The sequence below is a fragment of the Superficieibacter sp. 1612_C1 genome (genome assembly GCF_015234305.1).
Lineage (GTDB): Bacteria > Pseudomonadota > Gammaproteobacteria > Enterobacterales > Enterobacteriaceae > Superficieibacter.
This window is the reverse complement of record NZ_JADGMI010000001.1, coordinates 61,616-86,424: the sequence shown is the minus strand read 5'-3', so window position 1 is coordinate 86,424 and position 24,809 is coordinate 61,616. Positions and strand designations below refer to the sequence as shown.

Here is a 24,809-nt window from a genome sequence, read left to right as displayed (position 1 = left end):
CATTTCACTTTACCGGCACAGGCCATATCCGCGCATACCAAGATGGAAATGGTTGGCATGCGCCGCATTATATTCCGGGCCCAGACCGTTGCCGTAATAATGGCAGCTGCTGGAGAGTAAGGCGCGTAAAAAAGGCTGCGTTTGCGGGTCGGGCCAGCCTTTCAATACCGTTACGCGTTTCCCATTGGCGAAGCGAAAACCGCTCACATCCAGCGCTTCCGCGGTCGCATGCTCGCTCAGACGGGCATTTTCACGATGATAAATATTACGACAGGCATAGCTACCAAGATGATCAACCTGCCGCAGCGGGCTGCCAATAAGCTGCTGCGCAAGCGGCTTCGCCTGCTGTTCAACAAACAGTGCGCTACTGAGTGCCAGAGGGCAACTGGCGAGAAAACTGCTGCTTAGTCTGACATCACCAAAATCGCGCACCCGCACGACATTGCTTAACGGGCAGGTTCCGCCACTGTCCGCCACCGCCTGAGTGGTAATAAGGTGCTGCTTATTTGCCTGCGCCAGTAATGCCTGACACGCATCCTCAGAAAGCCGACGTAATTTGATTTGCGTGATGCGCCCCGGAGGATCGGTAAGCTGAAGCGGCGCAAACGGGTTGTAGTATGAGGGCAGATAGCGATATCCCCACCACGCAGCGCCAGCCAGTAAGGCGAAAACAATCAACCCTTTTCCTTTCACTGCACCCCCTTTATCGATTTACTTAAGATTATGGCAGAAGGGCCGATTTTGACGTGATATGTTATGTGTTTTACGTTTACCAGGGATCAGTGTTGAAATGGCTAAGTTGCGGGTAGGTATCGTTTTTGGTGGGAAATCAGCAGAGCATGAAGTCTCATTACAATCGGCAAAAAATATCGTCGAGGCGATTGATAAATCACGCTTTGAGGTAGTGCTTTTAGGAATCGATAAACAAGGCGGCTGGCATATTAATGATGAAAGCCACTATTTGCTGAACGCTCACGATCCCGCGCACATCGCGCTCGCGCCTTCCACGACTACCCTCGCCCATATTCCCGGTAAACAAACGGAACAATTTATTGATGCCGCTAACGGGCAGTTGTCTGCCAGGATAGACGTTATTTTCCCCATCGTCCACGGCACGCTGGGAGAAGATGGTTCATTGCAGGGCCTGCTGCGCATCGCCAATTTGCCCTTTGTCGGCTCGGACGTATTAAGCTCCGCCGCCTGCATGGACAAAGATATCACCAAGCGCCTGCTGCGTGATGCCGGGCTGGCTATTGCTCCTTTTGTGACCCTGACCCGCACTAATCGCCACAGCGTAACCTTTGCCGAGGTTGAAGCGCGCTTTGGCCTGCCGCTCTTTGTGAAGCCAGCGAACCAGGGGTCCTCTGTCGGCGTCAGCAAAGTGACCAGCGAAACCCAGTACCAGCAGGCCGTCGCGCTGGCGTTTGAGTTCGATCATAAGGTTATTGTCGAGCAAGGCATTAAAGGACGTGAAATCGAATGCGCCGTGCTGGGGAATGAGTATCCCAAGGCCAGCACCTGCGGTGAAGTTGTGCTTAATAGCGAGTTTTATGCCTACGACACCAAATATATTGACGATGGCGGCGCGCAGGTCGTGGTCCCGGCCAATATTGATGCGGCTATTAATGACCACATTCGTGACGTCGCGGTTCAGGCATATCAAGCGCTGGGATGCAGCGGCATGGCGCGGGTGGACGTTTTCCTCACCACTGAGAACAAGGTGGTGATTAACGAAATTAACACCCTGCCCGGCTTTACCAATATCAGCATGTATCCTAAGTTATGGCAGGCCAGTGGCCTTGGCTACTCTGCACTCATCACCCGTCTGATCGAACTGGCTCTGGAGCGTCATCGCGCCAACAGCCAGTTAAAATGCACGATAAACCCCTAATCCTGTTTCGCCGTCGTCTCTTCCTCGGGGCGGCGGCGAATGATTAATCCGGCCAGCCAGAAGCCGATAACCCAGGTTAACAGCCCGACAGCGTAAGATTGCCAGCCCTTCGCCTCAAAGCCCAATAGCCCCACCACACCATTCAAAATAAAGATCAGGCCAATCGCAAACGCGTAATAGTGCCAGTCACGACGGATTTTTACAGGCAGCTTCATGACAACTCCGACAGAGGAAAAGCGCATCCTCGCATATTTTCAGCCGGACGTCTGTGGCAGGTGCGGAAATTCTTAAAAGCGGCATAAGTTAAACTTAAGTTAAAAATTTGTGACACAACACAAACTTATGCAACCAGGAAAATTCCAGCGTCGAAATTACCATGAATCTGATATTGACAATGGTAATGACCTGTCAAACTAAGCATCAGTACGGGCATGAAGTCTGAAAGAATGCGTCCGGGAGGTCGGTATGACAGAGTTCACCTTTTCCAAACCTATGCTGCGTGGAAAAAAGAAAGATCGGTCCACTCCAGGGAATATTGCATACGCGCTATTCGTATTGCTCTGCTTTTGGGTGGGCGCGCAGATCCTTAATCTGGTAGTGCATGCGCCGGGCGTGTATGAGCAGTTAATGCAAATACAGGACACCGGTCGACCACATGTTGAAATGGGGCTGGCGGTGGGTACCCTTTTTGGGCTGGTACCCTTCCTGATAGGTTGTATGATCCTTGGCGTTGTAGCATTGCTCCTGCGGTGGCGTCACTATGGTTAATTCTGCGCCATGCATTTAGCCCGTCGATCATCGACGCGTTTCGCGAACCATGCGGTTGTGAGATTGCGCGTGATCTTCGGGCTTTCCAGTTGAATGCCCGGCAACACCTCTTTCGGTAATGCTTTCCCGCTTTTTCTCTCCGCCAGTTTGAACACCCCACGATAAAGATCGGTCTTCTCGAAAGCGAGTGAATCGCCTTTTTCCAGTTGGCTGCGGATCTCGCTATCGCTCATCTCAAGCTGCCCCGCCAGCTTTCTTACCGCCAGCTCCGTAGTACCCGCCTCGCGACTGTCATAGCGGATCAAATCGCCGTCCAGCGCCAGTTTCACGCCGCTGGCTTTACTGACCGCGTTCTGAAATGCGGCGTTGCGGCTGGCGTACCAACCGGCGTTAAAGTCGGCAAAGCGGTAGAGCGGCGCGGAATAACTGGCGGGATAATTTAACAAATGGTATGTGCCAAACCACAGGCCGCCGCGCAGGGTAAATACTTCCTGACGCACGGTGCCTTCCATTTTCCACGGATAGCCGCGCGTGTGCTCCTGAGCGAAAGCAATACTGACCTGCATCGGCCCGCCGGTATGGACCGGGTTAAACGAGCCAAAAAGCTGCTGCCCGAGCGGCACGGTATCAATTAAATCATCGAAGATAGCGCTAAGCTGCTTTTCGGTTTTAACCGTATCCAGCCGGTCACTGTAGCTCTTGCCATTGGGTGATTTTATCTTCAGCGCGGTATGCACCAGCAGCGCCGGAATGTGCAGTTTTGCCGCCCGACGTTCAATCTCCTGCCAGGCAATTTTATTCAGGCCGGGCACGGCAGGATCGGCCTGATAATTTGATTCCTGCTGTGCGACGGCCAGCACCGAGCAGACGTTTTCTTCCGTTGGGGCCAGCTTCTGACTCTCAAAAGTGCGAGCAAGGGTCTGTGCCCATTCATCACGATTTTTAACGCTGGCTGGCATTTTTTTCTTCACCAGACTCGCCACATCAATGGCCTTTTCGCCTTTTTTCAACGGCGCTTTTTCTGTACTACAGCCAGCCAGGATCAGGGCGGCTAATACGGTGATTACGGCAGAGCTAGTGTGCGGTGCGGCCATTATTCAGGCATCCCTGTAGTTAAAAATAGGTGTTAACAGCCTCCCCTGTGTCCGGCTGATCCAGTTCGCGTTCAAAGCTGCGCAGACGCTTATAAATCGACATCAACTCTACCAGAGTAGGCCATGAATTGATGAGATACTGAAAGGATTCGCGTACCTGACCAAAGACGTCGAGGATCTGGCGCATCAAACCCAGCGTTACTGTACCGGCAACAATGGACGGAAACAGCAGGAACAAGCCGAAAACGTTATCCACTTGCAGGTACAGAATGCGTGCAATATTAAAATACATATAGTGAAAATAAAGGCGAAAATAGTTCTGCCGCACCGCCGTGAACAGTTCGCGCAGGGTCGGTGGCGTGGCGCGAGTCGGATCGTCTTCGCCGTACACTAGCTCCTTACGATACGCCGCCTCAACACGCTGGTTTTTAAACTCCAGCCCTGGCAACCTAATACCAACCACTGCCAGCAGAGCGGTACCCAACAACGCCCAGACGATCCCGGCGATCACCAGTCCATCGTGCAGATGTCCAATCACCGGCAGGTCGGGCACGTGCGCAGACAGCGTGACCAGCACGGGGAGAAACGCAATTAAGGTCACTATCGCGTTCAAAAAACTGACGCCCATATCTTCAAGCGTGGAGGAAAAACGCATGGTATCTTCCTGCACACGCTGAGCTGCCCCTTCAATGTGCCGCAGTTTCGGCCAGTAATTCGTATAGTATTCGTTCATTGCGCTACGCCAGCGAAAAACGTAATGGCTAATGAAAAAATTGTTCAACACGCCAACGACCACCGCAATCAGCGCGATACCGAGGAAGGTAACAATGCCATGGTAGAACTGTTCAATATTGACTGAATTCGGCTTGCTCAACGCCTTTTGAATCAGATCATAAAAAGGACCATACCAGGCGTTTACGGCCACGCCGACTTCTACCAAAAACCAGGTAACAAAAATAATCAGTGCGGTGCCCCAGATGGACCAGCGCTGCCAGCGATGCGGACAGTACCCCTGCCAGAACAGGGCAAAAAGCCCGACGCAAACAGCATAGTACGCATAAAACACCAGGTAGCCAGGAGACCAGAATCGCGCGGCGCTGATGGGTGCATCAGCAGTAGCGGAAAAAAGATGCAGCAGCCAGGCCCCGCCTTCGGTTTGCCAGAACAGCACGGCTGCCAGCCCCCAAAGAAAGGCCGAGAGAAAAAATGGCCCCGGTTTTGGGAAAAAAGAGTTAAACATATGAGCTCCCGGATCGATCTTAGGGTGATGGGTGGCGCAGACTTCGCTGCAAAATCAAGTTCTCAAGCGTAAAGCGTTGTCCTCTGACGATGCGTGAGGAATTGTATCGACGGATTACAGGCGATGCGGCATTCAGACCGACGTAAGCGCCTGAACCGGGACCGCTTTACTGTAAAAAAAATGCGTTGTTTTTCCGGGGTTGGTTTTTTCCCTTATCGATTCGCCTGAAAGACGCTTTGCAACGGCGGATTAAGTAGTATAAATAGGCATAGTTTTCTCAATTCATTTATGGATCCTCTCGTTGAAACGTTGCCTTCTCTTATTCGCCGCGCTTTATGCGGCCGCGGTGCCAGTCACTCATGCCGCACAGACCTCACCCGATCCGGTTTTTGCCTCTGATATTGTCGATCGTTACGCCAACCATATTTTTTATGGCAGCGGGGCGACCGGGATGGCGCTGGTGGTTATTGATGGTAATCAGCGCGTATTCCGTAGCTTTGGCGAGACGCGGCCGGGTAATAACGTCCGTCCTCAGCTTGACTCAGTGATCCGCATCGCCTCGCTCAGCAAATTGATGACCAGTGAAATACTGGTGAAGCTGCTCGATCAGGGGGTGGTAAAACTGAACGATCCGCTGAGTAAATACGCCCCGCCTGGCGCACGGGTACCCACCTATAAAGGCTCGCCAATTACCCTGGTCAACCTGGCGACCCATACCAGTGCGCTTCCACGTGAACAGCCCGGCGGCGCGGCACATCGTGCGGTCTTTGTCTGGCCGACCCGCGAGCAGCGCTGGAGCTGGCTTTCTACCGCGACGCTAAAATCCGCGCCGGGCTCTCAGGCGGCCTATTCCAATCTCGGCTTTGATTTGCTGGCTGACGCACTGGCGAACGCCGCAGGTAAACCTTATTCGCAGCTTTTTGAGCAGCAGATCACCCGCCCGCTCGGAATGAAAGACACCACCTTCACGCCGTCGCCGGATCAGTGCAAACGTCTGATGGTGGCCGAGAAAGGTGCCAGCCCGTGCAATAATACGCTGGCGGCAATTGGTAGCGGCGGCGTGTATTCCACGCCCGACGATATGATGCGCTGGATGCAGCAGTTCCTTTCCTCCGATTTCTATACGCGTAATACTCAGGCAGACAGAATGCAGACGTTGATTTATCAGCGTAGCCAGCTGACCCGCGTAACGGGAATGGACGTGCCTGGCAAGGCCGATGCGTTAGGAATGGGCTGGGTGTATATGGCCCCGAAAGATGGCCGGCCGGGGATCATCCAAAAAACGGGTGGCGGTGGTGGATTCATCACCTATATGGCGATGATCCCCCAGCATAATATTGGTGCTTTTGTGGTGGTCACTCGTTCGCCGTTGACTAAATTTATGAATATGAGCGACGGCGTAAACGATCTGATAAGCGAGCTGAGCGGTAATAAGCCGCTGGTCGTGCCCGCTTCTTAACTCAATAGTCATAAGGCAGACGGTTGATATTAACCAGTTTGCCTTTATGCATTTCGATGTAGCTTCCGCGTCGTAGCGCTGAGAGCACCTCAGCAATGACGGAGCGGGAGACGCGCGTGCGCCGCTGAATATAATTAATCACCCCAATGCGAGAACGTAAAGCGTCGTCCCATTGCGCCATTGTTAATAGCGTAGAGCGGATCTGATTGTAGTTGCTGGTGCCTACCAGATGGATATCGCGTTTTTCCAGCAGTCGGTGCTGCCAGGTCATCCAGTAAAATGCCTCGCGCCACAGCCCTCCCTGTTCCAGCAGCGCCAGCGTGGCTTCTGCGGGCAGGTAATAACCACTGCACTCGCTCTCCGCCATTAAAATGTAGTCGCTGGTATTTTTTATCGCGCCAGCAGAGAGCCCGACAATGAAGGGAGCGTTAGCGAAGCCAAGCAGAATATCGTTGTATTTACGGCTTAATGAGATGACGCCCTGCTGAATGACGATGGTGTAATTTTGCGTTTGATCGCCCTCAACGGTAATGGTCTCACCTTCGTTGCACACGAAGCGGGTGCCATGAGGGGACAGGTATTTATCAAGCGCGTTGAATTCGTTTAGCGGTTTACTCAGAGTAGTCATGTCTATGCCTTCCTTGCGAAAAATGCCCGTCATATCCATGACAGGCATTGTGACAAAAGGGTAAAACAGGGGAGTTTCCTCCCCTTTGCACCTGATTACCAGGTGTATTTAACACCAGCGTTTGCTGCCCAATCCTGGTCAACATCGCCGCCACCGAGGTAGGTAACGCCGGTATAACCGCTGAAGTTTTTGGTGAAGCTGAACTGTCCGCCCGCACCAACACGTACCGCAGAACCTTTAACGCCGTTATCAATGTTATCGCCATTGAAGTCGGAATCGTTGTCAGAGTCGTCGTATACGTAGGCCAGGTTGAAGTAAGGAGTCAGCGCCTGGTCACCGTAGTTGAAGGTGTAACCCGCATTCAGACCCGCTTCATAGCGCAGGCTGTCGTAATCCTGACCACCGACGTTGGCGTCGTTGCTCAGACGATAGCTGTCGCCAGACTGGAACAGACCATTGATGCTGGCGTAAGGCGTTACATAACCTGCATCGTTGATTTTCCAGTCGTAACCCAGTTTCAGGCCAAAGCCCCATGCATCAGCAGTGGTGTTGCCATCAACATATGCGCCGTTGCTCATGGTCGCAGTCAGGTCGTTGTCGAAACGGCTATAGCTCAAGTTGCCATCAACAAAGATGTTGTTAGCGAAGTGAGCAGAAGAGTAGATGTAGGCAGACTGGCTGTCCTGATCTACCTGACCGGTACGGTCGCTCATGTCACCTTTCGCGAAGGAAGCCGCAGCACCGACGATCCATTTAGCGTTGTTACCGTCAACTTTGGTATCAACACCGACCATGATGCCGTTAACGTCCTGATCGTAGTTGATCGTGCCGTTATCAGCGTCGAAGCTACCACCGAAGTAGCTCACCCATGCGCCGCCGTTGTCATCAAAGCCATGACGAGAGCTGGTCAGACGGTCGGACAGAGTATCCTGTTGCAGGTTCCAGATGTTGGTGTTTGCAGAAGGAATGCTCAGTGCCATGTTAGCGTAGTCGGTCAGCTCCATCTGGCGCAGAACAACAGTGTTGCCTTCCTGCTGTGCCTGATAGGTGTAAGCACCCAGGTCAGCTTTGTTGGCAGCGCTGAAGGTAGCGTCAGTGTTTACATCATCAACATAGATGAGTTCTTTGCCTTTGTAATCGGCGATAGAACCAGCGCCAGTAGCGTTGTCAATGCGGACTTTGTAGTTACCGGTTGCGGCTACGACGTTGTCGTTACCACCAGCATACACGTTGTCGTTATTATCGACTTCGTCAGGATTAACATTGGTGTTGCTGTCTGTTGCCAGGTTACCGTTGCCGTTTACAGTCAGGTGACCATCGGAGTTCATCGCGATAGTACCGTAACCGTAGTTAACCTGAGTTTTATCGTTAGTACGATTGTTCACCAGGTCGGCATTCAGCACATAGTCATTGCTATGGATGTTAAAGACACCAGAATTAACGTAATCATTGCTATGAGCAACGTCACCGCTGGTCAGGTTCAGAGTATCAGTTTCGAAAAGGCTGGAAGCACCGGTATTGCTGGTCTGCACATCCAACACACCACCGTTAGTAACGGTGATATGGTTAGCGTAAAGAGCAGCGTTATCGATACCCCAGGATGCGCTGACTTCATCAGACAGTTTAACGGTACTGTAAGAATCGATGGTCAGACTGTCGGTATCAACCGCGCCATCTTCGCTGATATTCAACGCTGAACCATCTTTCAGAATGATGCTATCAGAGGTCAGTGAAGAACCATCCGCAACGTTTACCTGAGAACCAGTGTTGATCGCCAGAGAGTCAATCAGGGAATCTTTAGTCGTATCCCATTCTGAACCGTTGTTCAGCACAACATCAAAGATACCACTCTGGAAGGTATCGGCGTTATCAGTACGGCCCCAGTTATCATAAGAGTATGATGCGTCAGGATTCAGACTGTTTGGCGCGATGTCAGCCCAGCCATAGGTGCTGTTATATTCTGCCTGCTGATAATCAATATACGCAGCACCGATCCACTTGCTATGGTTCAGCGTCAGCGTCAGGTGATCAACGTTCTGGTCATCATCAGCCCAGCCACCATGGGTGTAGACCTTATCAGAACCGTCAACAAGGCGACCATTTGCAGAGAAGTCATGGTTAAACGTGCTTTCGAAATACACATCTCCCATTAAGGTAGAATTATCAAATTCTACCTTGTTTACCATACGGTAATCAGAAGCGTTACTGTCAATGAAAGCAAGGGCAGTGTCGTCTGTCACGCCATGCGAAGTATAGCTGCCGTTGTAGTCGCTTGGTTCATCAGAATTACCAAAATGTCCTGTGATCTCTTCTAATGGATACACAGATCCAGAAGTCACAGTTGAGTTAACCACTTTGATATTGTTATCCCACTGATGATCGCCTGTGGTATAAGCATCTTCTGTTGTATCGCCCTGAGATAATGCAATACCAGCGACACGTGAGTTATCAGTAATATTGATATTACTTTCTACATTCAGATCTACAGCAACACCAAGAGCGGTAAAGAATGCTTCGTCTGTAGATTTTGCTACATCGCCATCTTTATAGCTATCGGTGAAGTAGAGAGCTTCATAGTCATCATCAATAGTAGAATGAGCGATGTTCAGAGTGAATACGTCACCATCGATCCAGTCGTGTGCGTCAACAGTGGTACCATTGTTATACCTGTAACCATCATAGACAAGAGTGCCTTGATCATCGATATGAGTACCATAATAACCAAACGGCAATTCTGAGGTAATTGAACCATGAATTACTGAGTTAGCAATATCCAACTGGTTCGCGTTACCATTTGTACCATCGGTATAATCGTGGTTCAAATAGTAAGTAGAAATGGTACCATTTACGGTATCACCGTTGAAAGACTGATCGAAGTCACCGTTAGCATTGTTGTAATAAACAAAGCCGTTATAGGTGACATAGTTGCCGTCAGAGCCCGGCGCATCCATATTTGACCAGTCAAGTGCAGTTGTAGCGTTATCGTGATACCCCCAGGTATCATAAGTTGTCGCATTTGCCTGAGAAGCGATCGCCAAAGTGCAGGCCAATGCTAATTGAGATACTACCAGTTTCTTTTTCCAGGTTTGCATTTGTCATCCCTCCTCAGGGACGTAATCTAGTTGGTCCATCAATAATTAATGCAATCAAAATAAGTAATGTTACATTGCAGCCCGAATTATGCGGTTTTAGGGGTAGAAGGTTCAATTAATCTTTGCCCAAAGTCCGAAATCGGACAAATTATCTTTAAAGACAAGCCATTTCAAAATTAAGAGCAACTTGAAACCCCTAAACCTATTACAAAAAAGCCTTAAAAAGCATCAAGTTAAAGAAATCAATACATTGACCACTTAATATTATTCCCATAAATACATAAAAAAGCATTCATAAAATAAATAATAAAAACTGTTCGCCTAAAACTGCAAAAGCGTGGAACAAGGAGCATTGCGCCGCCTGTCGCCCTGAAAAACGTTAGTTATTAATCGCCCATCACCATTAACCGAATATATAATAGATAATATTGAAAGCCGTATTTATATTCACTCAAACTATTTAAAAATATTTCAGCGCCCCGAGAGATGCCTATAATCAGTGGAATCGCCGGACGGCACGGCTAAACGGCAACTTTAGTAAAACACAATAGAGATAATTCAGGTACAATAACGTCATATTTCACAAGCATCAGGCATATCATGACCGATTTAATCACTCGCCCCCGCCGCCTGCGCAAGTCCCCCGCGCTGCGCGCCATGTTTGAAGAGACAACACTGAGCAAAAACGACCTGGTGTTGCCGATCTTTGTTGAAGAAGAGATCGATGAGTACAAGGCCATCGAGGCGATGCCGGGCGTGATGCGCATCCCCGAGAAGCATCTGGCGCGCGAGATTGAACGCATCGCCAACGCGGGGATCCGCTCGGTAATGACCTTCGGGATCTCCCACCATACCGACGCCACAGGCAGCGATGCCTGGAAAGAAGACGGTCTGGTCGCACGTATGTCCCGCATCTGCAAACAGACGGTGCCGGAGATGATCGTGATGTCCGATACCTGCTTCTGCGAATATACGTCTCACGGCCACTGCGGTGTGCTGTGCGAGCACGGTGTGGATAACGATGCGACCCTTGCCAACCTCGGTAAGCAGGCAGTCGTGGCCGCCGCCGCGGGCGCGGATTTCATCGCCCCTTCCGCCGCGATGGATGGACAGGTTCAGGCGATCCGTCAGGCGCTGGATGCCGCTGGATTTTTTGATACGGCGATCATGTCCTATTCAACCAAGTTCGCCTCTTCCTTTTATGGTCCGTTCCGCGAAGCCGCCGGGACCGCGCTGAAAGGCGACCGCAAAACCTATCAGATGAACCCGATGAACCGCCGGGAAGCGATCCGTGAATCGCTGCTGGATGAGGCACAGGGCGCGGACTGTCTGATGGTTAAACCGGCGGGTGCCTATCTGGATATTCTGCGGGATATTCGGGAACGCAGCGATCTGCCGCTGGGCGCTTATCAGGTTAGCGGTGAGTACGCGATGATTAAGTTCGCGGCACAGGCTGGCGCGATTGATGAAAAGAAAGTGGTGCTGGAGAGTCTGGGCGCGATTAAGCGTGCAGGCGCGGATCTGATTTTTAGTTATTTCGCGCTCGATCTGGCGGAAAAGAAAATTCTGTAAGATTTGGTGTGGCTCTGCCCGGCGGCGCTGCGCTTGCACGGGCCTACATCAGGCTGGCGTAAAAGCGTAAGTCAGGTGAGCCGCGGGTGGTAACAAGCTTGCGCCATCCGCCGTAAAAGCGGATGGCGCTGCGCAATTAGTTGTTTACCGGAATGACTGCGCCTTTATATTTGGTGCGGATCCAGTCCTGAATCTCTTTTGAGTGCAGTACCTTCACCAGTTCCACGATGTCTTTTTTCTTCTCGTCACCGCGATGCACGGTAATGATGTTGGCGTACGGGTTGTTCTCACCGCTTTCTACGGCGATAGGATCGTGAACCGGATCCAGACCAGCGTCGATGGCGTAGTTGGCGTTGATCACCACCGCGTCGCCTTCGTCATTGTTATACATCTGCGGCAGCAGCGCGGCTTCTACATTCGGCTGGAACTGCAATTTTTTCGGGTTCTCCACGATGTCACTGATACGTGCATTTACTTTATCGATGCCCGGTTTCAGCTTGATCACGCCCTCTTTTTCGAAGATGGAGAGGATACGTCCCTCTTCAGACACCGCATCACGCATAATCACTTTCCCGCCCTGCGGCAGATCCTTCAGCGATTTGTATTTTTTAGAGTAAATGCCAATCGGCTCGATGTGGATCGCCCCGGCACTGACGAAGTCGAATGTCTTATCGCCAGCATGATCTTTCAGGACGCTGTTCAGATACGGGATGTGCTGGAAGTAGTTGGCGTCGATGTCGCCGCTGGCCAGCGCGGTGTTCGGCAGGATGTAGTCCTGGAACGGTTTGATTTCGAGATCGATGCCTTCTTTCGCGAGGATCGACTTTGCCTGCTCCAGAATTTCAGCATGCGGTACGTTGGACGCGCCCACGGTCAGGGTATCGGCCCAGGAGGCAAAGCTCATGGCGCTTAAGGTTGCTGCGGCGATCAGTGTCAGTGTTTTCGTCATGATGTTGGTTTCCGTATTATTAGCGTTTGTCTAACAGAGAGGTAATAACGTCGCCACAGAACTGAATGATGAAGACGACGATCAGAATAGTCACCGTCGCCACCAGCGTGACGTCGCTATGGTTGCGCTGGAATCCTTCCAGATAAGCAAGATTCCCTAATCCACCGGCACCAATGACCCCTGCCATCGCGCTGTAGCTGACCAGCGCAATCAGTGTCACCGTAATGCCTGACACCAGGGCAGGAGAGGACTCCGGCAGTAAAACCCGAAAAATTAAGGTACTAAGACGTGCGCCCATCGATCGCGTGGCTTCAATAACGCCCTTATCCACTTCGCGCAGGGCAATCTCCACCAGCCGGGCGTAAAATGGAGCCGCGCCGACAATCAGCGCTGGCAGCGCCGCATTGGCACCGAGAATGGTGCCGACAATCGTTTTGGTAAACGGGATCAGCAGCACGATTAAGATAATGAACGGAATAGAGCGGAACACGTTCACGATAATCGAAATCACGCTGTAGAGCGTACGGTTCTGGAACAGTCCGCCGCGCGCGGTTAAAAACAACGCCAGCCCGAGGATAATCCCCAGCACGAAGGTTGCGATGCCGGAGAGCGCCGTCATGTATAACGTTTCCTGCGTAGCCGCCCACAGCTGGTCCCATTTCAGATGGGGTAAAAGTTGATCAAGCATGTTTAATCACCTCGCATTCAATACCGCTGTTGTGCAAATCCGCGAGGATATTGTTCAGTTGATCCTGGTTTGCAATCACGTGAAGCCACAGTTGCCCAAACACGCCGTGAGCGGTTTGCGACATTTTGCCGTGCAGAATATTAAACGGCAGTCCGTAACGCAGGGTCAGTTCCCCTACTACCGGCTGATGGGTGTTTAATCCGGTAAACGTCAGCTTAATGACTGCGCCAGCCAGATCGTTGGTCAGATCAGGATTAAACGCTTCCTCTTCTTTATATTGACTCACCTGACGCACAAACTGCTGAGTGATCGGCTGCTGCGGACGGGTAAACACCTCCAGCACCTCGCCCTCTTCCACCACTTTGCCGTTTTCCATCACCGCCACGCGGTCGCAGATCTTCCTCACCACGTGCATTTCATGGGTGATCAGCACGATGGTCAGCTTAAAGCGACGATTAATATCCAGCAGCAAATCCAGGATCTGATCGGTGGTCTGCGGATCCAGCGCCGACGTCGCTTCATCGCAGAGCAGGACGTCCGGGCTATTGGCCAGCGCGCGGGCGATGCCAACGCGCTGCTTTTGCCCGCCGCTGAGCTGGGAAGGATAAGCGTCTTCCCGCCCGGTGAGTCCCACCAGCTCAATCAGCTCCGCCACCCGTGCGCGAATTTGCGCTTTCGGCGCGCCAGCGATTTGCATGGAAAAGGCAATGTTTTCCCGCACGGTGCGCGACCACAGCAAATTAAAGTGCTGAAACACCATGCTGATTTTCAGTCTGGCCTGGCGCAGCGCCTCGCCTTTTGCCGACGAGATCTCGTGACCGTTGATGGTCACACTGCCCGAGCTGGGTTTCTCCAGCCCGTTTAACAGACGGATTAGGGTACTTTTTCCCGCGCCGCTGTAGCCAATAATGCCGTAAATCTGCCCCTGTTCGATCGTTAAATCTACGCTGTCCACGGCGACCACTGGCGTCTTACCGTGGTCAAAAATCTTCGAAATATTCCTGAGTAGGATCATCTTATCTGGTTACCCGATGCTTCTTATGTGTTACGTAATTGTGATGCGAACGGCAGTTTAGCAGTATGGACGTCCATATGATAGTAATCAGCCTAAATTATCTTTTAAACAAACTGATTGATATTAGTTATAACAAAAAGCGCTATAGAGCAGCCTTAGCGGCTTCGCTGGCTATGAGAGAATTCGGCAAAGCATATGCGCGGCCTGAATAACGCCCTCCTGAGCCAGACGGCTGACAGCGCTGTAAAGCGCATTCTTCCGCTACAATTAGCCGTCTATCCATGCGCACCCCCGCACGGCTTTCCTTCCTGATGTCTAATCAGTTGTTTATATTACCTTTACGCATAAACCACAGAGAAAGATTCTTTATCAGCGTTTTTTTGCGCATCTACTATTCCGCCATGTTCTTAAATGCTGGTGGAATACCATGACCGTTTTTCATTCTGTGACCGATTTAATCGGCGATACGCCGCTGCTTCAGCTACATAAGCTGGACAGCGGACCGTGCGAACTGTTTTTAAAACTGGAAAACCAGAACCCCGGCGGGTCGATTAAAGACCGCGTCGCGCTGTCGATGATTGCGCAAGCTGAGAGAAAGGGTTTGCTCAAGCCCGGCGGGACGATTATTGAAGCAACCGCGGGCAATACCGGCCTCGGCCTGGCGCTGATCGCCGCGCAGAAAGGCTATTCACTGCTGCTGATCGTGCCGGATAAAATGAGCCGCGAAAAAATATTTCATCTGCGGGCGCTTGGCGCGCAGGTGTTACTCACCCGCTCGGACGTCGGAAAAGGTCATCCGGCTTACTATCAGGATTATGCCAGGCGGCTGGCGGATGAAACGCCCGGCGCGTTTTATATCGATCAGTTTAACAATGCCGCCAATCCGCTGGCCCACGCCACCACTACCGCGCCGGAACTGTATGAGCAGCTGGACGGACGTATTGACGCCATCGTGGTCGGCGTCGGTTCCGGCGGCACCCTTGGTGGATTGCAGGCATGGTTTGCTGAGCACTCTCCGCATACGGAGTTTGTTCTGGCCGATCCGGCAGGCTCTGTCCTTGCCGATCAGGTTGAAAACGGTCGTTATGATGACGCTGGCTCCTGGCTGGTCGAAGGCATCGGCGAGGATTTTATTCCTCCCCTCTCCCATCTCGACGGCGTAAAACAGGCGCTGCGGGTAACCGATAGCGAAGCGTTTACCGCCGCCCGTGAATTACTCAAAGTTGAAGGAATACTGGCAGGCTCCTCTACCGGCACGCTTCTCACCGCCGCACTGCGCTACTGCCGGGCGCAGTCCACGCCGAAGCGCGTCGTGACCTTCGCCTGCGATAGTGGCAATAAGTACCTGTCCAAAATGTTCAATGACGACTGGATGCGCCAGCAGGGGTTTATTTCCCGTCCGCAGGCTGGCGATCTCAGTGATTTTATCGCGCTGCGTCATGATGAAGGTGCCACCGTCACCGCTGCGCCGGACGATACTCTCTCCACCGTGCTGGCCCGCATGCGTCTGTACGATATCTCTCAGCTTCCGGTGCTGAACAACGATGAGGTGGTGGGGATTATTGATGAGTGGGATCTGATTAGCCACGTCAAAGGCGACAGCCAGCGTTTCGCCCTGCCGGTTAAAGACGCCATGACCCGCGAGGTAGAAATTATCGACCGCCGCGAGCCGGAAAGCGCCCTCAAATCCATTTTCGATCGCGGCCTGGTCGCGATTGTTGTCGATAACCATCGTTTTCTGGGCCTGGTGACCCGCAGCGATGTGTTAACTACCTGGCGTAACCGCCTGTCATAACAGGGAACTCCTATGAAAAACTTAGCCACTCTTAGCGTTCACAGCGGTGCGTTTAACGACCAGCACGGCGCGGTCATGCCGCCGATTTACGCCACCTCTACCTTTGCCCAGCCTGCACCGGGTCAGCACACCGGCTACGAATATTCACGCAGCGGCAATCCGACCCGCGATACACTGGAAGCGGCCATCGCCGAACTGGAAGGCGGCAGCCGCGGCTATGCGTTTGCCTCGGGGCTAGCCGGGATCGCCACCGTGCTCGAACTGCTTGATAAAGAGAGTCATATCGTGGCGGTAGACGACGTTTACGGCGGGACTTACCGCCTGATCGAGAACGTACGATGCCGCACCGCTGGTCTACAGGTGAGCTGGGTGAAACCAGACGATGTACAGGCGATTGAGGCGGCGATCCGCCCGGAAACCCGAATGCTCTGGGTAGAAACGCCGACCAACCCACTGCTGAAACTGGCCGACCTGGAGGCAATTGCCGCCATCGCCAGACGGCATCATCTGATTAGCGTGGCGGATAACACCTTTGCCTCACCGATACTGCAACGCCCGCTGGAGCAGGGTTTTGATATCGTCGTGCATTCAGCGACTAAATACCTCAACGGTCATTCCGATGTCGTGGCGGGGCTGGTCGTGGTGGGCGATAACCCCGAACTTGCGGAAAAGCTTGGCTACCTGCAAAACGCCATCGGCGGCGTGCTTGACCCGTTCAGCAGTTTCCTGACGTTGCGCGGTATTCGCACGCTGGCGCTACGTATTGAGCGTCACAGCAGTAACGCGCTGGCGCTGGCCCGCTGGCTGGAGCAGCAGCCGCAGGTGGAAAAAGTGTGGTATCCGGGGCTGGAATCGCATCCACATTTTGAACTGGCGCGCAGGCAGATGTCGCAGGCGGGCGGGATGATCTCCATCGTAGTGAAGGGCGATGACCAGCGTGCCACAACCATTATCCAGAAACTGAAACTGTTCACCCTGGCCGAGAGCCTGGGCGGTGTGGAAAGTCTGGTCAGCCAGCCCTTCAGCATGACCCACGCCTCCATTCCGCTGGCGCAGCGGCTGGCGAACGGCATTACGCCGCAGCTTATTCGTCTGTCGGTGGGTATTGAAGATCCGCAGGATTTAATTGATGACCTTCGTCAGGCATTGGCGAAGTAAAAACTCATTCAATTTACCTGGTCATAACATCGTTTTTACTTATAGTTTTTCTGACATAAATAAGAACTTTTTCTTCTTTGTGGTCGATGAAGCATTGTGGGAGCGTAGCGCTACAAAACTAAAACAGGGTACGCAGAGGAATCTATGGCACATCAATTACACACAATGAAAACACTGGCGCTGGCGCTGGGCCTGTTAACGCTGGGCTCCGCCGCTCATGCCGATCAGCTGGCGGATATCAAAGCCGCAGGCGTAGTAAAAGTGGCGACGTTTGACGCTAACCCGCCGTTTGGCTCGGTCGATCCAAAAAGTCACGACATCGTCGGCTACGATGTGGATTTCGCAAAAGCACTGGCTAAAGCGCTCGGCGTGAAGCTGGAACTGGTGGCGACCAATCCGGCGAACCGTATTCCGCTGCTGCAATCCGGTAAAGCGGATCTGATCGTCGCGGATATCACCATTACCCCGGAACGCGCGCAGGTGGTTGATTTCTCTACGCCTTACTTTGTCACCGGACAGCAGTTCCTGGTGCCGGCGAAATCCCCGGACAAACTGGATGAGTACAGCCGCGCCCGTATTGGCGCGGTAAAAGGCACCACCGGCGAGCAGGCGCTGCATCAGCGTTATCCGCAGGCTCGCGTGCTGGCCTATGACGATATTCCCCTGGCGCTGACCGCGCTGCGTAACGGTAATGTGCAGGCAATCACTCAGGACAGCACCATTCTTGCGGGCCTGCTGGCGGAAGCGCCGGACAAGGCGAAATTCAAGATCCTGCCGGATCTGCTGAGTAAAGAAGAGATCGGCGTTGGCGTGAAGAAAGGCGAGACGGCGCTGCTGAAAGCGGTGAATGACGAGCTGGTGAATCTGGAGAAAAACGGCCAGGCCGCCAAAATTTACGATACCTGGTTTGGTCCTTCCACCAAAACCCCACAGCCACGTTCATTTACTATCGAAGCAAAGTAATATGTTGTCAGGTTTACTCTCTCAATCCGCAGCAGGGTCTGCGGATTTTTCACGTCTGGAAAACGCCAGCGTTGAATTTCGCGACGTGGTGAAAGCGTTCGGCGATCACCGCGTATTAAACGGTATCAATTTAACGATTAACCCCGGCGAAGTGGTAGCGATCCTCGGCCCTTCCGGCTCCGGTAAATCCACGTTGATTCGCCTCATCAATCAGCTCGAATCCCTGAGCAGTGGCGATATACTGGTCGACAATAAATCGACCCGCCAGTTGCAGGGACGTGCGCTACGCCAGCTTCGCAGCCGGGTGGGATTTGTGTTCCAGCAGTTTAATCTGTATGCCCATCTTAACGCAGCGCAGAATATTGCCCTGGCGCTGGAAGCGGTGCACGGCTGGAAAAAAGCGGATGCTGAAAAGCGCGCGCTGGAACTGCTACATCAGGTTGGACTGACTGACAAAGCGCAGCATATGCCGTCACAGCTTTCCGGCGGCCAGCAGCAGCGCGTGGCGATTGCCCGCGCCCTTGCCTCCTCGCCGCAAATCATCCTGTTTGACGAGCCGACCTCAGCGCTGGATCCGGAAATGATCGGCGAAGTGCTGTACGTCATGAAAACTCTCGCGCACAGCGGCATCACGATGATCGTGGTGACCCACGAGATGCAGTTCGCCAGGGAAATCGCCGACCGGGTGGTGTTTATTGACGGCGGCGATATCTGCGAAGTGGCACCGCCTGCGGAATTCTTCACTCAGCCACGCCATCCGCGTGCGCAACGCTTTCTGCAAAAAGTGCTGGATCCGCTGCATCAGGAGCGTCCGGAGTGAATCAGCTACTGGACTGGCAGGGGGTGCTGACCGGGCAGCCCCTGCAATGGATTATTTCCGGTTTTCTGACCACCTTATGGGTCACGGTGGCGGGCATTCTGCTGGCAACCGTTCTGGCGGTGCTGTTTCTGGCGCTGCGTCTGGCGGGTGGGCGCGTCGGCAATGGGCTGGTGGCCGTCTGGGTCTCGTTATTTCGTAATACGCCGCTGCTGGTGCAACTGCTGTTCTGGTATTTCGCCGCCTGGAACCTGCTGCCGCTGGCTTTCCGCGACTTTATTAATGCCGATCATCGCTGGTCGATCCTGCCAGGCGATGTCTGGTGGCTGACGCCGGAGTTTATCTGTTCGGCATGGGGGCTGGGCGTGTTTACCTCCGCCTTCCTGATTGAAGAGATTGAATCCGGTCTGCGGGCGGTGGCGAGCGGACAGCGTGAGGCGGCGCTGGCGCAAGGATTCTCCACGTGGCGGCTTTTTCGGCTGATCCTGCTGCCTCAGGGGCTGGCAAACGCCTGGCAGCCCATCATCGGACAGTATCTCAATTTGATGAAGCTCTCGTCGCTGGCGAGCGGCATCGGCTTCGCCGAGCTGACCTATCAGGTGCGCCAGATCGAAAGTTATAACGCGCACGCGCTGGAAGCCTTTGCCGTTGGCACCGTGCTGTATCTGTTCACCGGTATCATCGCCGGGGCGATTCTGGTCCGTCTGGGTCCGAAGCACGCCCGCGTTGCGGCAAAAAGGAGGAATGCCTGATGCTGGCGAATATTACCGTTATTACCGATAACCTCGATTATCTGCTGTGGGGACGACTGGCTGACGGCGAGCCAGGCGGCGTGGTACTGACGCTGCTCATGGCGCTGGGTGCCGGGATCCTCGCCCTGCCCGGCGGCATTGTGCTGGCCTGCGCCGCGTGGCGCTATCCTGGATTCATACGGCGAATCCTGTTTTTGTGGGCTGAGCTTATTCGCGGCATTCCGCTGATTTTCGTTATTTTCTGGCTATGGTATTTGCTGCCGATGCTCACCGGCAGCGACCTGCCCGGCGCGGTCACCGTCACGCTGGCGCTGGCGTGGTTTACCGCCGCCTCGGTGATGCACTCGGTGCTGGCAGGGCTTCAGGCGCTGCCGGTCGGCCAGTATGAAGCCGCGCAAACGCAGGGTTTCAGCCCCGGACAGACGCTACGGCTTATTTTACTGCCGCAGGTGCTGCGCAACGTGCTGCCTTCGTTGGTCGGTATTTTTATCAGCCTGATGAAAGACACCTCGCTGGCGTTTATCGTTAACGTACCGGAACTCACCACCGTCGCCGGGCAGGTTAATAACCGGGTTCAGATCTACCCTACCGCCATTTTTATTTTCACTGGCGTGGTGTATTACCTGCTGTGTAGCGGCCTGGGCCTGTTGGCAAAACGCTGGCAGCGGCGCGATGTTCGCGCCTCGCTGGCGCGCGGGTAGCCGACACGTCCGGGAAAGAGACGAGGCGATGAGAATTTTCCGGACTTGCTACACACTGACATAAGGGCTCCTATACTTAAGGTACACACGTACCTAAGGAGCCTGACATGTTCGAGAAAGCAGAAAATAAAGTAAACGAAGCCGCGGGTAAAGCGCAGGAAGTTTTTGGTCGCGCGACTGACAACCACGATGACACCGTGAAAGGTGCCACCCGTAAATACGCATCGCAGGCAGGCTATGCGGTACGTGACGCAGCCGATACGGTTCGCGACCAGGTGTCTACTAATCCGCTGGGCGGTTTAGCCATCGCGGGTGCGGTCGGGATTGTGCTGGGTTTCCTGCTCGCCCGTAAATAATTTACGAGCGATATGATCTACAGGGACCGCCTCAGGGCGGTCCTTTTTTATGCCTGCGCGTCTCCATTTGCCCGGCGGCGCTGTGCTTGCGCGGGCCTACAGGTTATACGTAATGCATTGATATTAGGTGACTTTGTAGGCCGAGCAAGCGAAGCGTCACCCGGCAGGTTACCCGCGCTGGCAGGTTAACGGCCTTTTTGCCATCCTCCCGATAACGATGTCCATCAGAAAAAGGTTTTCCTGACGATAATCCGCTACAACCGTATTCAGATCTCGGTTTACAGGACACCTTATGGCGCAGCTTACGTTTGATCATCCGGATACGTTTGCCAACGGACAGTTTGTCATCACCCATATTCTCCAGCGCATGATCGATGATGCGCAGCCTGGCGATACCCTCGTTATTCCTGCCGGCCGCTTTTTAACCGGCGCGCTGTTTCTGAAGAGTGGCTTATCGCTTTATCTTGCGGAAGGCGCGGTATTGCTGGGCAGCGAAAATCTGGCCGACTATCCCCTGATTGAGACCCGGGTCGCCGGGATTGATATGGTCTGGCCTGCCGGGATCGTGAATGTTAATCACTGTCAGGATGTGCAGATCGGCGGTCCGGGGACTATTGATGGTCAGGGCGCGGTCTGGTGGCATCGCTTCTGGGGCGAAGATGAACAGGGCGGCATGCTGGCCGACTACAGTGCCCGCGGTCTGCGCTGGGTGGTGGATTACGACTGTCAGCGTCCGCGCAATATTGTGGTTTACCACAGCAAGAACATTACCCTGAATAATTTTACCAGCCGCGAGTCCGGTTTCTGGAATCTCCATCTTTGCTATTCGTCGCACGTTAACGTAACCGGCGTGCAGATTGCGAATTCCGCGGGTCCCAGCACCGACGGTATTGATATCGATGCCTGCGAACAGGTCCGCGTGGAAAAGTGCGTGGTCTCCTGTAACGATGACAATATCTGTATCAAAGCAGGCCGGGGTAAAGAGGCGGCGCAAAAGGCCATCAGCGCCAGGGATATTACTATCCGCCACTGCACGCTCAATAAAGGCTCCGGGATTACCATCGGCAGCGAAACCTCCGGCGGTATTGAACGGGTGACCATTGAACACAATCAGTTTAACGGCACTGGCGTCGGTTTTCGCATCAAATCGGCCCGCAATCGCGGCGGGTTTATCCGCGATATCGCGGTACGACATCTGACGCTCACCGACGTCACTTTTCCGGTCATGATCCAGCTCAACTGGTTCCCGCAGTACAGCTACGGCGAGAAAGGTAATCTGACCGATAAGCCGCCGCACTGGCAAAAACTGGCGGAGGGCGTTGACGGCGAGGCGGGCTTAACGCAGGTATCAAATGTGGCGCTAAGTGATATTACCGCCCGCCGTTCGGGCGATACGATTTTTTCACGTGCTTTTTTTATTGAAGGCTATCCTGAACGGCCCGTCGAGAAACTTCAGTTATCCTCTATCGCTATTGAGGCGACCGAGTTCGGTAAAATTTCAGGCGTGAGCAGGCTGTCATTTAATGATGTGCAGGTAAGCGCATCCGCGGCAACCTGCGATGACAACGATAGCTATGAGCGTTAGTTGGCCCCGCGCCGCCAGGCGCAGGGCCAGACGATCAGTGGTGCAGCATCTCATCAACCACCTGCTCGTTGGTCAACTGGAACGGGTAATACGTCGGCCAGTTATCCATCTCCTTAAGCAAGGCGTCCTGTGAGGTGTTGCCCATAAAGATATGGTAGTGAGCCGACTGGCGGGGCGCGATGATATGATCGCTGAACTGCACGTACTTCGGCGCTTTGCTGCTGGCGTCTTTACACTCGAATAAGTAGCGAACGCCCTTCTTGCCGGAGGTATAGGTCAGGATCTTATGTCCGGCGTAGTCGTACTTACAGGAGTCCACTTTGTCGCCGGTATGGAACTCCATTACCCCATTTTCAATGCCGATAGTCGCAACATCAGTGACGTATCCCTTACGGTAATACTCCTTAATGTCCTCGAAGGTTTTGCTTTTATCCTTTTCGGCTTTCTTTTTGAACACCGGGTCCAGATCGCCGCTGACCAGCAGCGGATAAACGGACTGCCATACGCCGTCCCAGTCCGACAGAGTGCGGTCCTTAACGTCCTTATCGTCAAAAACGCCTTCCGCCGCTTTCTGTTCCGCTTCCGTTAACGGTTTGCCATGTGAATGGTGCGCGTGAGACAGCGCCTGTCCGCTAACCAGCAGCGCGCCCAGTGCCATCGCCAGAGTTTTGTAATTAACCGCCAAAATAGTACCCTCAATGTGATGTTGATATTTATTGTTACAATATAACATAACAAATTATGACGCAATGATAGTCTTCCTGCATGCGTTACGTGGCGCTGGAGGTTAGTGCTTCACTATGTGAAGCACTTTGCGCCAGCAATCTTTGATAAGCCTCACGCAACCTGCCACTGCACTCGCCAGCCTGCCTGCAATCCCTACACTCAGCGTACTGACAACAACAACATCACACCGACAGCTACCCTGCTTAACCTCAGGAGGTTACATGGAACAAACAGGTATTCACTACGCCGGAGACGATGCTGCCGGACAGCAGAAAATGCCGGCCAGACGCACCGCCAAAATAATGCTGTCGGCGGGCGTCGGCCATTTTATCGAGTGGTTTGATTTCGGGCTTTACGGCACGCTGGCCGCGATTATCGCCAGCAACTTTTTCGTCAGTAGCGACCCGGCTGTCGCGCTGCTGAAATCCTTCGCCGTATTTGGCTCAGGCTTTCTGATGCGTCCGCTGGGCGGGCTGTTCTTCGGTTCGATGGGTGACCGCCTCGGACGACGCAAAGTACTGGTGACGGTTATCGTCATTACCTCGATTTCCACCTTCGTGATGGGGATCCTGCCGACCTGGCAGCAGGCGGGGATCCTCGCTCCCATTCTGCTGGTGCTGACTCGTCTGGTACAGGGTTTTGCCGCAGGCGGCGAAAGCTCGGGCGTCATTACTTATCTGGCGGAAAGCGCGCCGCCGCACCGCCGGGCAACGCTCACCTGCTGGAGCGAAAACTTCAGCTTTATGGCCTTCGTTTGCGGTTCCGGACTGGTACTTTTCCTGACGCATATGCTGGGCGAGGCGGCGATGAATGACTGGGGCTGGCGCATACCGTTCCTGCTGGCGGCACCGCTGGGCCTCGGCGGGCTGTATATGCGGCGCAATATGGAAGACTCCGCCGAGTTTCATAAACTGAAAGCCAGCGGCAAACTGGAAAAATCGCCGCTGCGTAAAACCCTGTCCACCTCCATGCGCGCACTGCTGTTCTGTACCGGCTTTGTGGTGGTCAAAGCGGTGAGTAGCTGGGTGCTGCAATCCTTTATGCCGGGCTATCTGTCTACGCACCTGCACTACAGCCGCACCGACTCCTATCTTATTACCACGCTGGGACTGTTAAGCGTGGCAGTCTGTATGCCGCTCACCGGCTATCTTTCCGACCGCTGGGGACGACGCCCGCTGATGCTCATGGGCTGTGGGGGATTCATTCTCCTGACCTATCCGGCGATGCTGGTGATGAGCCAGGGCTCGGTGACGAATGCCATTGCCGCCATGAGCATGCTCGGCATCTTTGTCGCCATGTTTAACGGCGGCTGCGGCGCGGCAATGGTGGAGTTGTTCCCCACTGCGATTCGCTACGGCAGTATTGCCATCGCCTATAACCTGACCGTTGCGCTGTTTGGCGGCGTCACGCCGCTGGCTTCGGCAAGTCTGATTTCCTGGACCGGCGACCCGCTCTCTCCCGCGTGGTACGTGATGATCACCGCGCTTATCTCTTTTATCGCCGTGTGGTTCGCCAAAGAAACCGCCGGCAAGATCCTCGATTAACGTGACCTGGAGTCGT

The 24,809-nt window shown here is 53.5% G+C and carries 23 protein-coding genes; 13 read left to right on the top strand and 10 right to left on the bottom strand.

The features are described from left to right. Window positions 1-9: 9 nt before the first annotated feature. Window positions 10-693, bottom strand: coding sequence for an extensin family protein (locus tag INT84_RS00470; RefSeq protein ID WP_194205200.1), 684 nt, complete (start codon window positions 691-693; stop codon window positions 10-12). 97 nt (window positions 694-790) lie between these two features. Between INT84_RS00470 and ddlA the strand changes: the two genes are divergently transcribed. After that, window positions 791-1,891 carry a D-alanine--D-alanine ligase gene (gene ddlA / locus INT84_RS00465; RefSeq protein WP_194205199.1) on the top strand — a complete coding sequence of 367 codons (1,101 nt, stop codon included), beginning with the start codon at window positions 791-793 and terminating at the stop codon, window positions 1,889-1,891. Here the strand turns inward: ddlA and INT84_RS00460 are convergent. Next, a complete protein-coding gene (locus INT84_RS00460) occupies window positions 1,888-2,106 on the bottom strand; it encodes a DUF2754 domain-containing protein (protein WP_194205198.1) in 219 nt (72 codons plus the stop codon). The two genes, ddlA and INT84_RS00460, sit on opposite strands and share 4 nt — an antisense overlap. A 250-nt stretch (window positions 2,107-2,356) precedes the next feature. On the opposite strand from INT84_RS00460, the gene INT84_RS00455 reads away from it, so the two are divergent. Beyond that, window positions 2,357-2,659 carry a DUF2755 family protein gene (locus INT84_RS00455; protein ID WP_176916840.1) on the top strand — a complete coding sequence of 101 codons (303 nt, stop codon included), beginning with the start codon at window positions 2,357-2,359 and terminating at the stop codon, window positions 2,657-2,659. On the opposite strand, the gene INT84_RS00450 is transcribed toward INT84_RS00455, so the two are convergent. Further along, the gene (locus INT84_RS00450) at window positions 2,656-3,753 is read right to left on the bottom strand and encodes a DUF1615 domain-containing protein (protein ID WP_194205197.1); all 1,098 of its coding nucleotides are present in this window, start codon (window positions 3,751-3,753) and stop codon (window positions 2,656-2,658) included. The two genes, INT84_RS00455 and INT84_RS00450, sit on opposite strands and share 4 nt — an antisense overlap. Before the next feature lie 19 nt (window positions 3,754-3,772). Next, window positions 3,773-4,993 carry a peptide antibiotic transporter SbmA gene (gene sbmA, locus INT84_RS00445; RefSeq protein WP_194205196.1) on the bottom strand — a complete coding sequence of 407 codons (1,221 nt, stop codon included), beginning with the start codon at window positions 4,991-4,993 and terminating at the stop codon, window positions 3,773-3,775. Window positions 4,994-5,294: 301 nt separating this feature from the next. On the opposite strand from sbmA, the gene ampH reads away from it, so the two are divergent. Further along, window positions 5,295-6,452, top strand: coding sequence for a D-alanyl-D-alanine-carboxypeptidase/endopeptidase AmpH (gene ampH / locus INT84_RS00440; RefSeq protein ID WP_194205195.1), 1,158 nt, complete (start codon window positions 5,295-5,297; stop codon window positions 6,450-6,452). A gap of 1 nt (window position 6,453) precedes the next feature. On the opposite strand, the gene INT84_RS00435 is transcribed toward ampH, so the two are convergent. Together INT84_RS00435 and INT84_RS00430 are read right to left on the bottom strand one after the other, a co-directional pair. Further along, the gene (locus INT84_RS00435) at window positions 6,454-7,080 is read right to left on the bottom strand and encodes a helix-turn-helix domain-containing protein (RefSeq protein ID WP_194205194.1); all 627 of its coding nucleotides are present in this window, start codon (window positions 7,078-7,080) and stop codon (window positions 6,454-6,456) included. Window positions 7,081-7,175: 95 nt separating this feature from the next. Continuing rightward, window positions 7,176-10,172 (bottom strand): autotransporter outer membrane beta-barrel domain-containing protein, encoded by a 2,997-nt coding sequence (locus INT84_RS00430; protein WP_194205193.1) that lies wholly within the window; start codon window positions 10,170-10,172, stop codon window positions 7,176-7,178. A 600-nt stretch (window positions 10,173-10,772) separates the two neighbouring features. On the opposite strand from INT84_RS00430, the gene hemB reads away from it, so the two are divergent. Then, window positions 10,773-11,744, top strand: a complete 972-nt coding sequence (gene hemB, locus INT84_RS00425) for a porphobilinogen synthase (RefSeq protein ID WP_194205192.1) — start codon at window positions 10,773-10,775, stop codon at window positions 11,742-11,744. 136 nt (window positions 11,745-11,880) lie between these two features. On the opposite strand, the gene INT84_RS00420 is transcribed toward hemB, so the two are convergent. The 3 genes from INT84_RS00420 to INT84_RS00410 are packed head-to-tail and all read right to left on the bottom strand — an operon-like array spanning window position 11,881 to window position 14,396. Next, the gene (locus INT84_RS00420) at window positions 11,881-12,693 is read right to left on the bottom strand and encodes a MetQ/NlpA family ABC transporter substrate-binding protein (protein WP_194205191.1); all 813 of its coding nucleotides are present in this window, start codon (window positions 12,691-12,693) and stop codon (window positions 11,881-11,883) included. Between the two features lie 19 nt (window positions 12,694-12,712). Beyond that, a complete protein-coding gene (locus INT84_RS00415; protein WP_194205190.1) occupies window positions 12,713-13,381 on the bottom strand; it encodes a methionine ABC transporter permease in 669 nt (222 codons plus the stop codon). Then, window positions 13,374-14,396, bottom strand: coding sequence for a methionine ABC transporter ATP-binding protein (locus INT84_RS00410; protein WP_194205189.1), 1,023 nt, complete (start codon window positions 14,394-14,396; stop codon window positions 13,374-13,376). Before INT84_RS00410 ends, INT84_RS00415 begins: the two co-directional genes overlap by 8 nt. A gap of 427 nt (window positions 14,397-14,823) precedes the next feature. On the opposite strand from INT84_RS00410, the gene INT84_RS00405 reads away from it, so the two are divergent. The 8 genes from INT84_RS00405 (at window position 14,824) to INT84_RS00370 (ending at window position 22,523) form a co-directional block, all read left to right on the top strand. After that, window positions 14,824-16,191, top strand: a complete 1,368-nt coding sequence (locus INT84_RS00405) for a cystathionine beta-synthase (protein ID WP_194205188.1) — start codon at window positions 14,824-14,826, stop codon at window positions 16,189-16,191. A gap of 12 nt (window positions 16,192-16,203) precedes the next feature. After that, window positions 16,204-17,349: a PLP-dependent aspartate aminotransferase family protein gene (locus INT84_RS00400; protein ID WP_194205187.1), complete on the top strand. Its 1,146-nt coding sequence runs from the start codon at window positions 16,204-16,206 to the stop codon at window positions 17,347-17,349. Window positions 17,350-17,514: 165 nt separating this feature from the next. Then, a complete protein-coding gene (locus tag INT84_RS00395) occupies window positions 17,515-18,312 on the top strand; it encodes an ABC transporter substrate-binding protein (RefSeq protein ID WP_194206078.1) in 798 nt (265 codons plus the stop codon). Between the two features lies 1 nt (window position 18,313). Further along, window positions 18,314-19,132, top strand: a complete 819-nt coding sequence (locus INT84_RS00390; protein WP_194205186.1) for an amino acid ABC transporter ATP-binding protein — start codon at window positions 18,314-18,316, stop codon at window positions 19,130-19,132. Continuing rightward, window positions 19,129-19,881: an amino acid ABC transporter permease gene (locus INT84_RS00385; protein ID WP_194205185.1), complete on the top strand. Its 753-nt coding sequence runs from the start codon at window positions 19,129-19,131 to the stop codon at window positions 19,879-19,881. The genes INT84_RS00390 and INT84_RS00385 overlap by 4 nt, the downstream gene beginning before the upstream one ends. Next, window positions 19,881-20,582 (top strand): amino acid ABC transporter permease, encoded by a 702-nt coding sequence (locus INT84_RS00380; RefSeq protein WP_194205184.1) that lies wholly within the window; start codon window positions 19,881-19,883, stop codon window positions 20,580-20,582. The genes INT84_RS00385 and INT84_RS00380 overlap by 1 nt, the downstream gene beginning before the upstream one ends. Window positions 20,583-20,689: 107 nt before the next feature. Next, the gene (locus INT84_RS00375; protein WP_176916855.1) at window positions 20,690-20,938 is read left to right on the top strand and encodes a DUF883 family protein; all 249 of its coding nucleotides are present in this window, start codon (window positions 20,690-20,692) and stop codon (window positions 20,936-20,938) included. Window positions 20,939-21,230: 292 nt separating this feature from the next. Further along, on the top strand, window positions 21,231-22,523 hold the full coding sequence (locus tag INT84_RS00370; RefSeq protein WP_194205183.1) for a glycoside hydrolase family 28 protein: 1,293 nt from the start codon (window positions 21,231-21,233) through the stop codon (window positions 22,521-22,523). A 34-nt stretch (window positions 22,524-22,557) separates the two neighbouring features. Here the strand turns inward: INT84_RS00370 and zinT are convergent, their stop codons facing one another. Further along, a complete protein-coding gene (gene zinT / locus INT84_RS00365; protein ID WP_194205182.1) occupies window positions 22,558-23,208 on the bottom strand; it encodes a metal-binding protein ZinT in 651 nt (216 codons plus the stop codon). 262 nt (window positions 23,209-23,470) lie between these two features. On the opposite strand from zinT, the gene INT84_RS00360 reads away from it, so the two are divergent. Then, a complete protein-coding gene (locus INT84_RS00360; protein ID WP_228065765.1) occupies window positions 23,471-24,793 on the top strand; it encodes an MFS transporter in 1,323 nt (440 codons plus the stop codon). Window positions 24,794-24,809 lie beyond the last annotated feature (16 nt).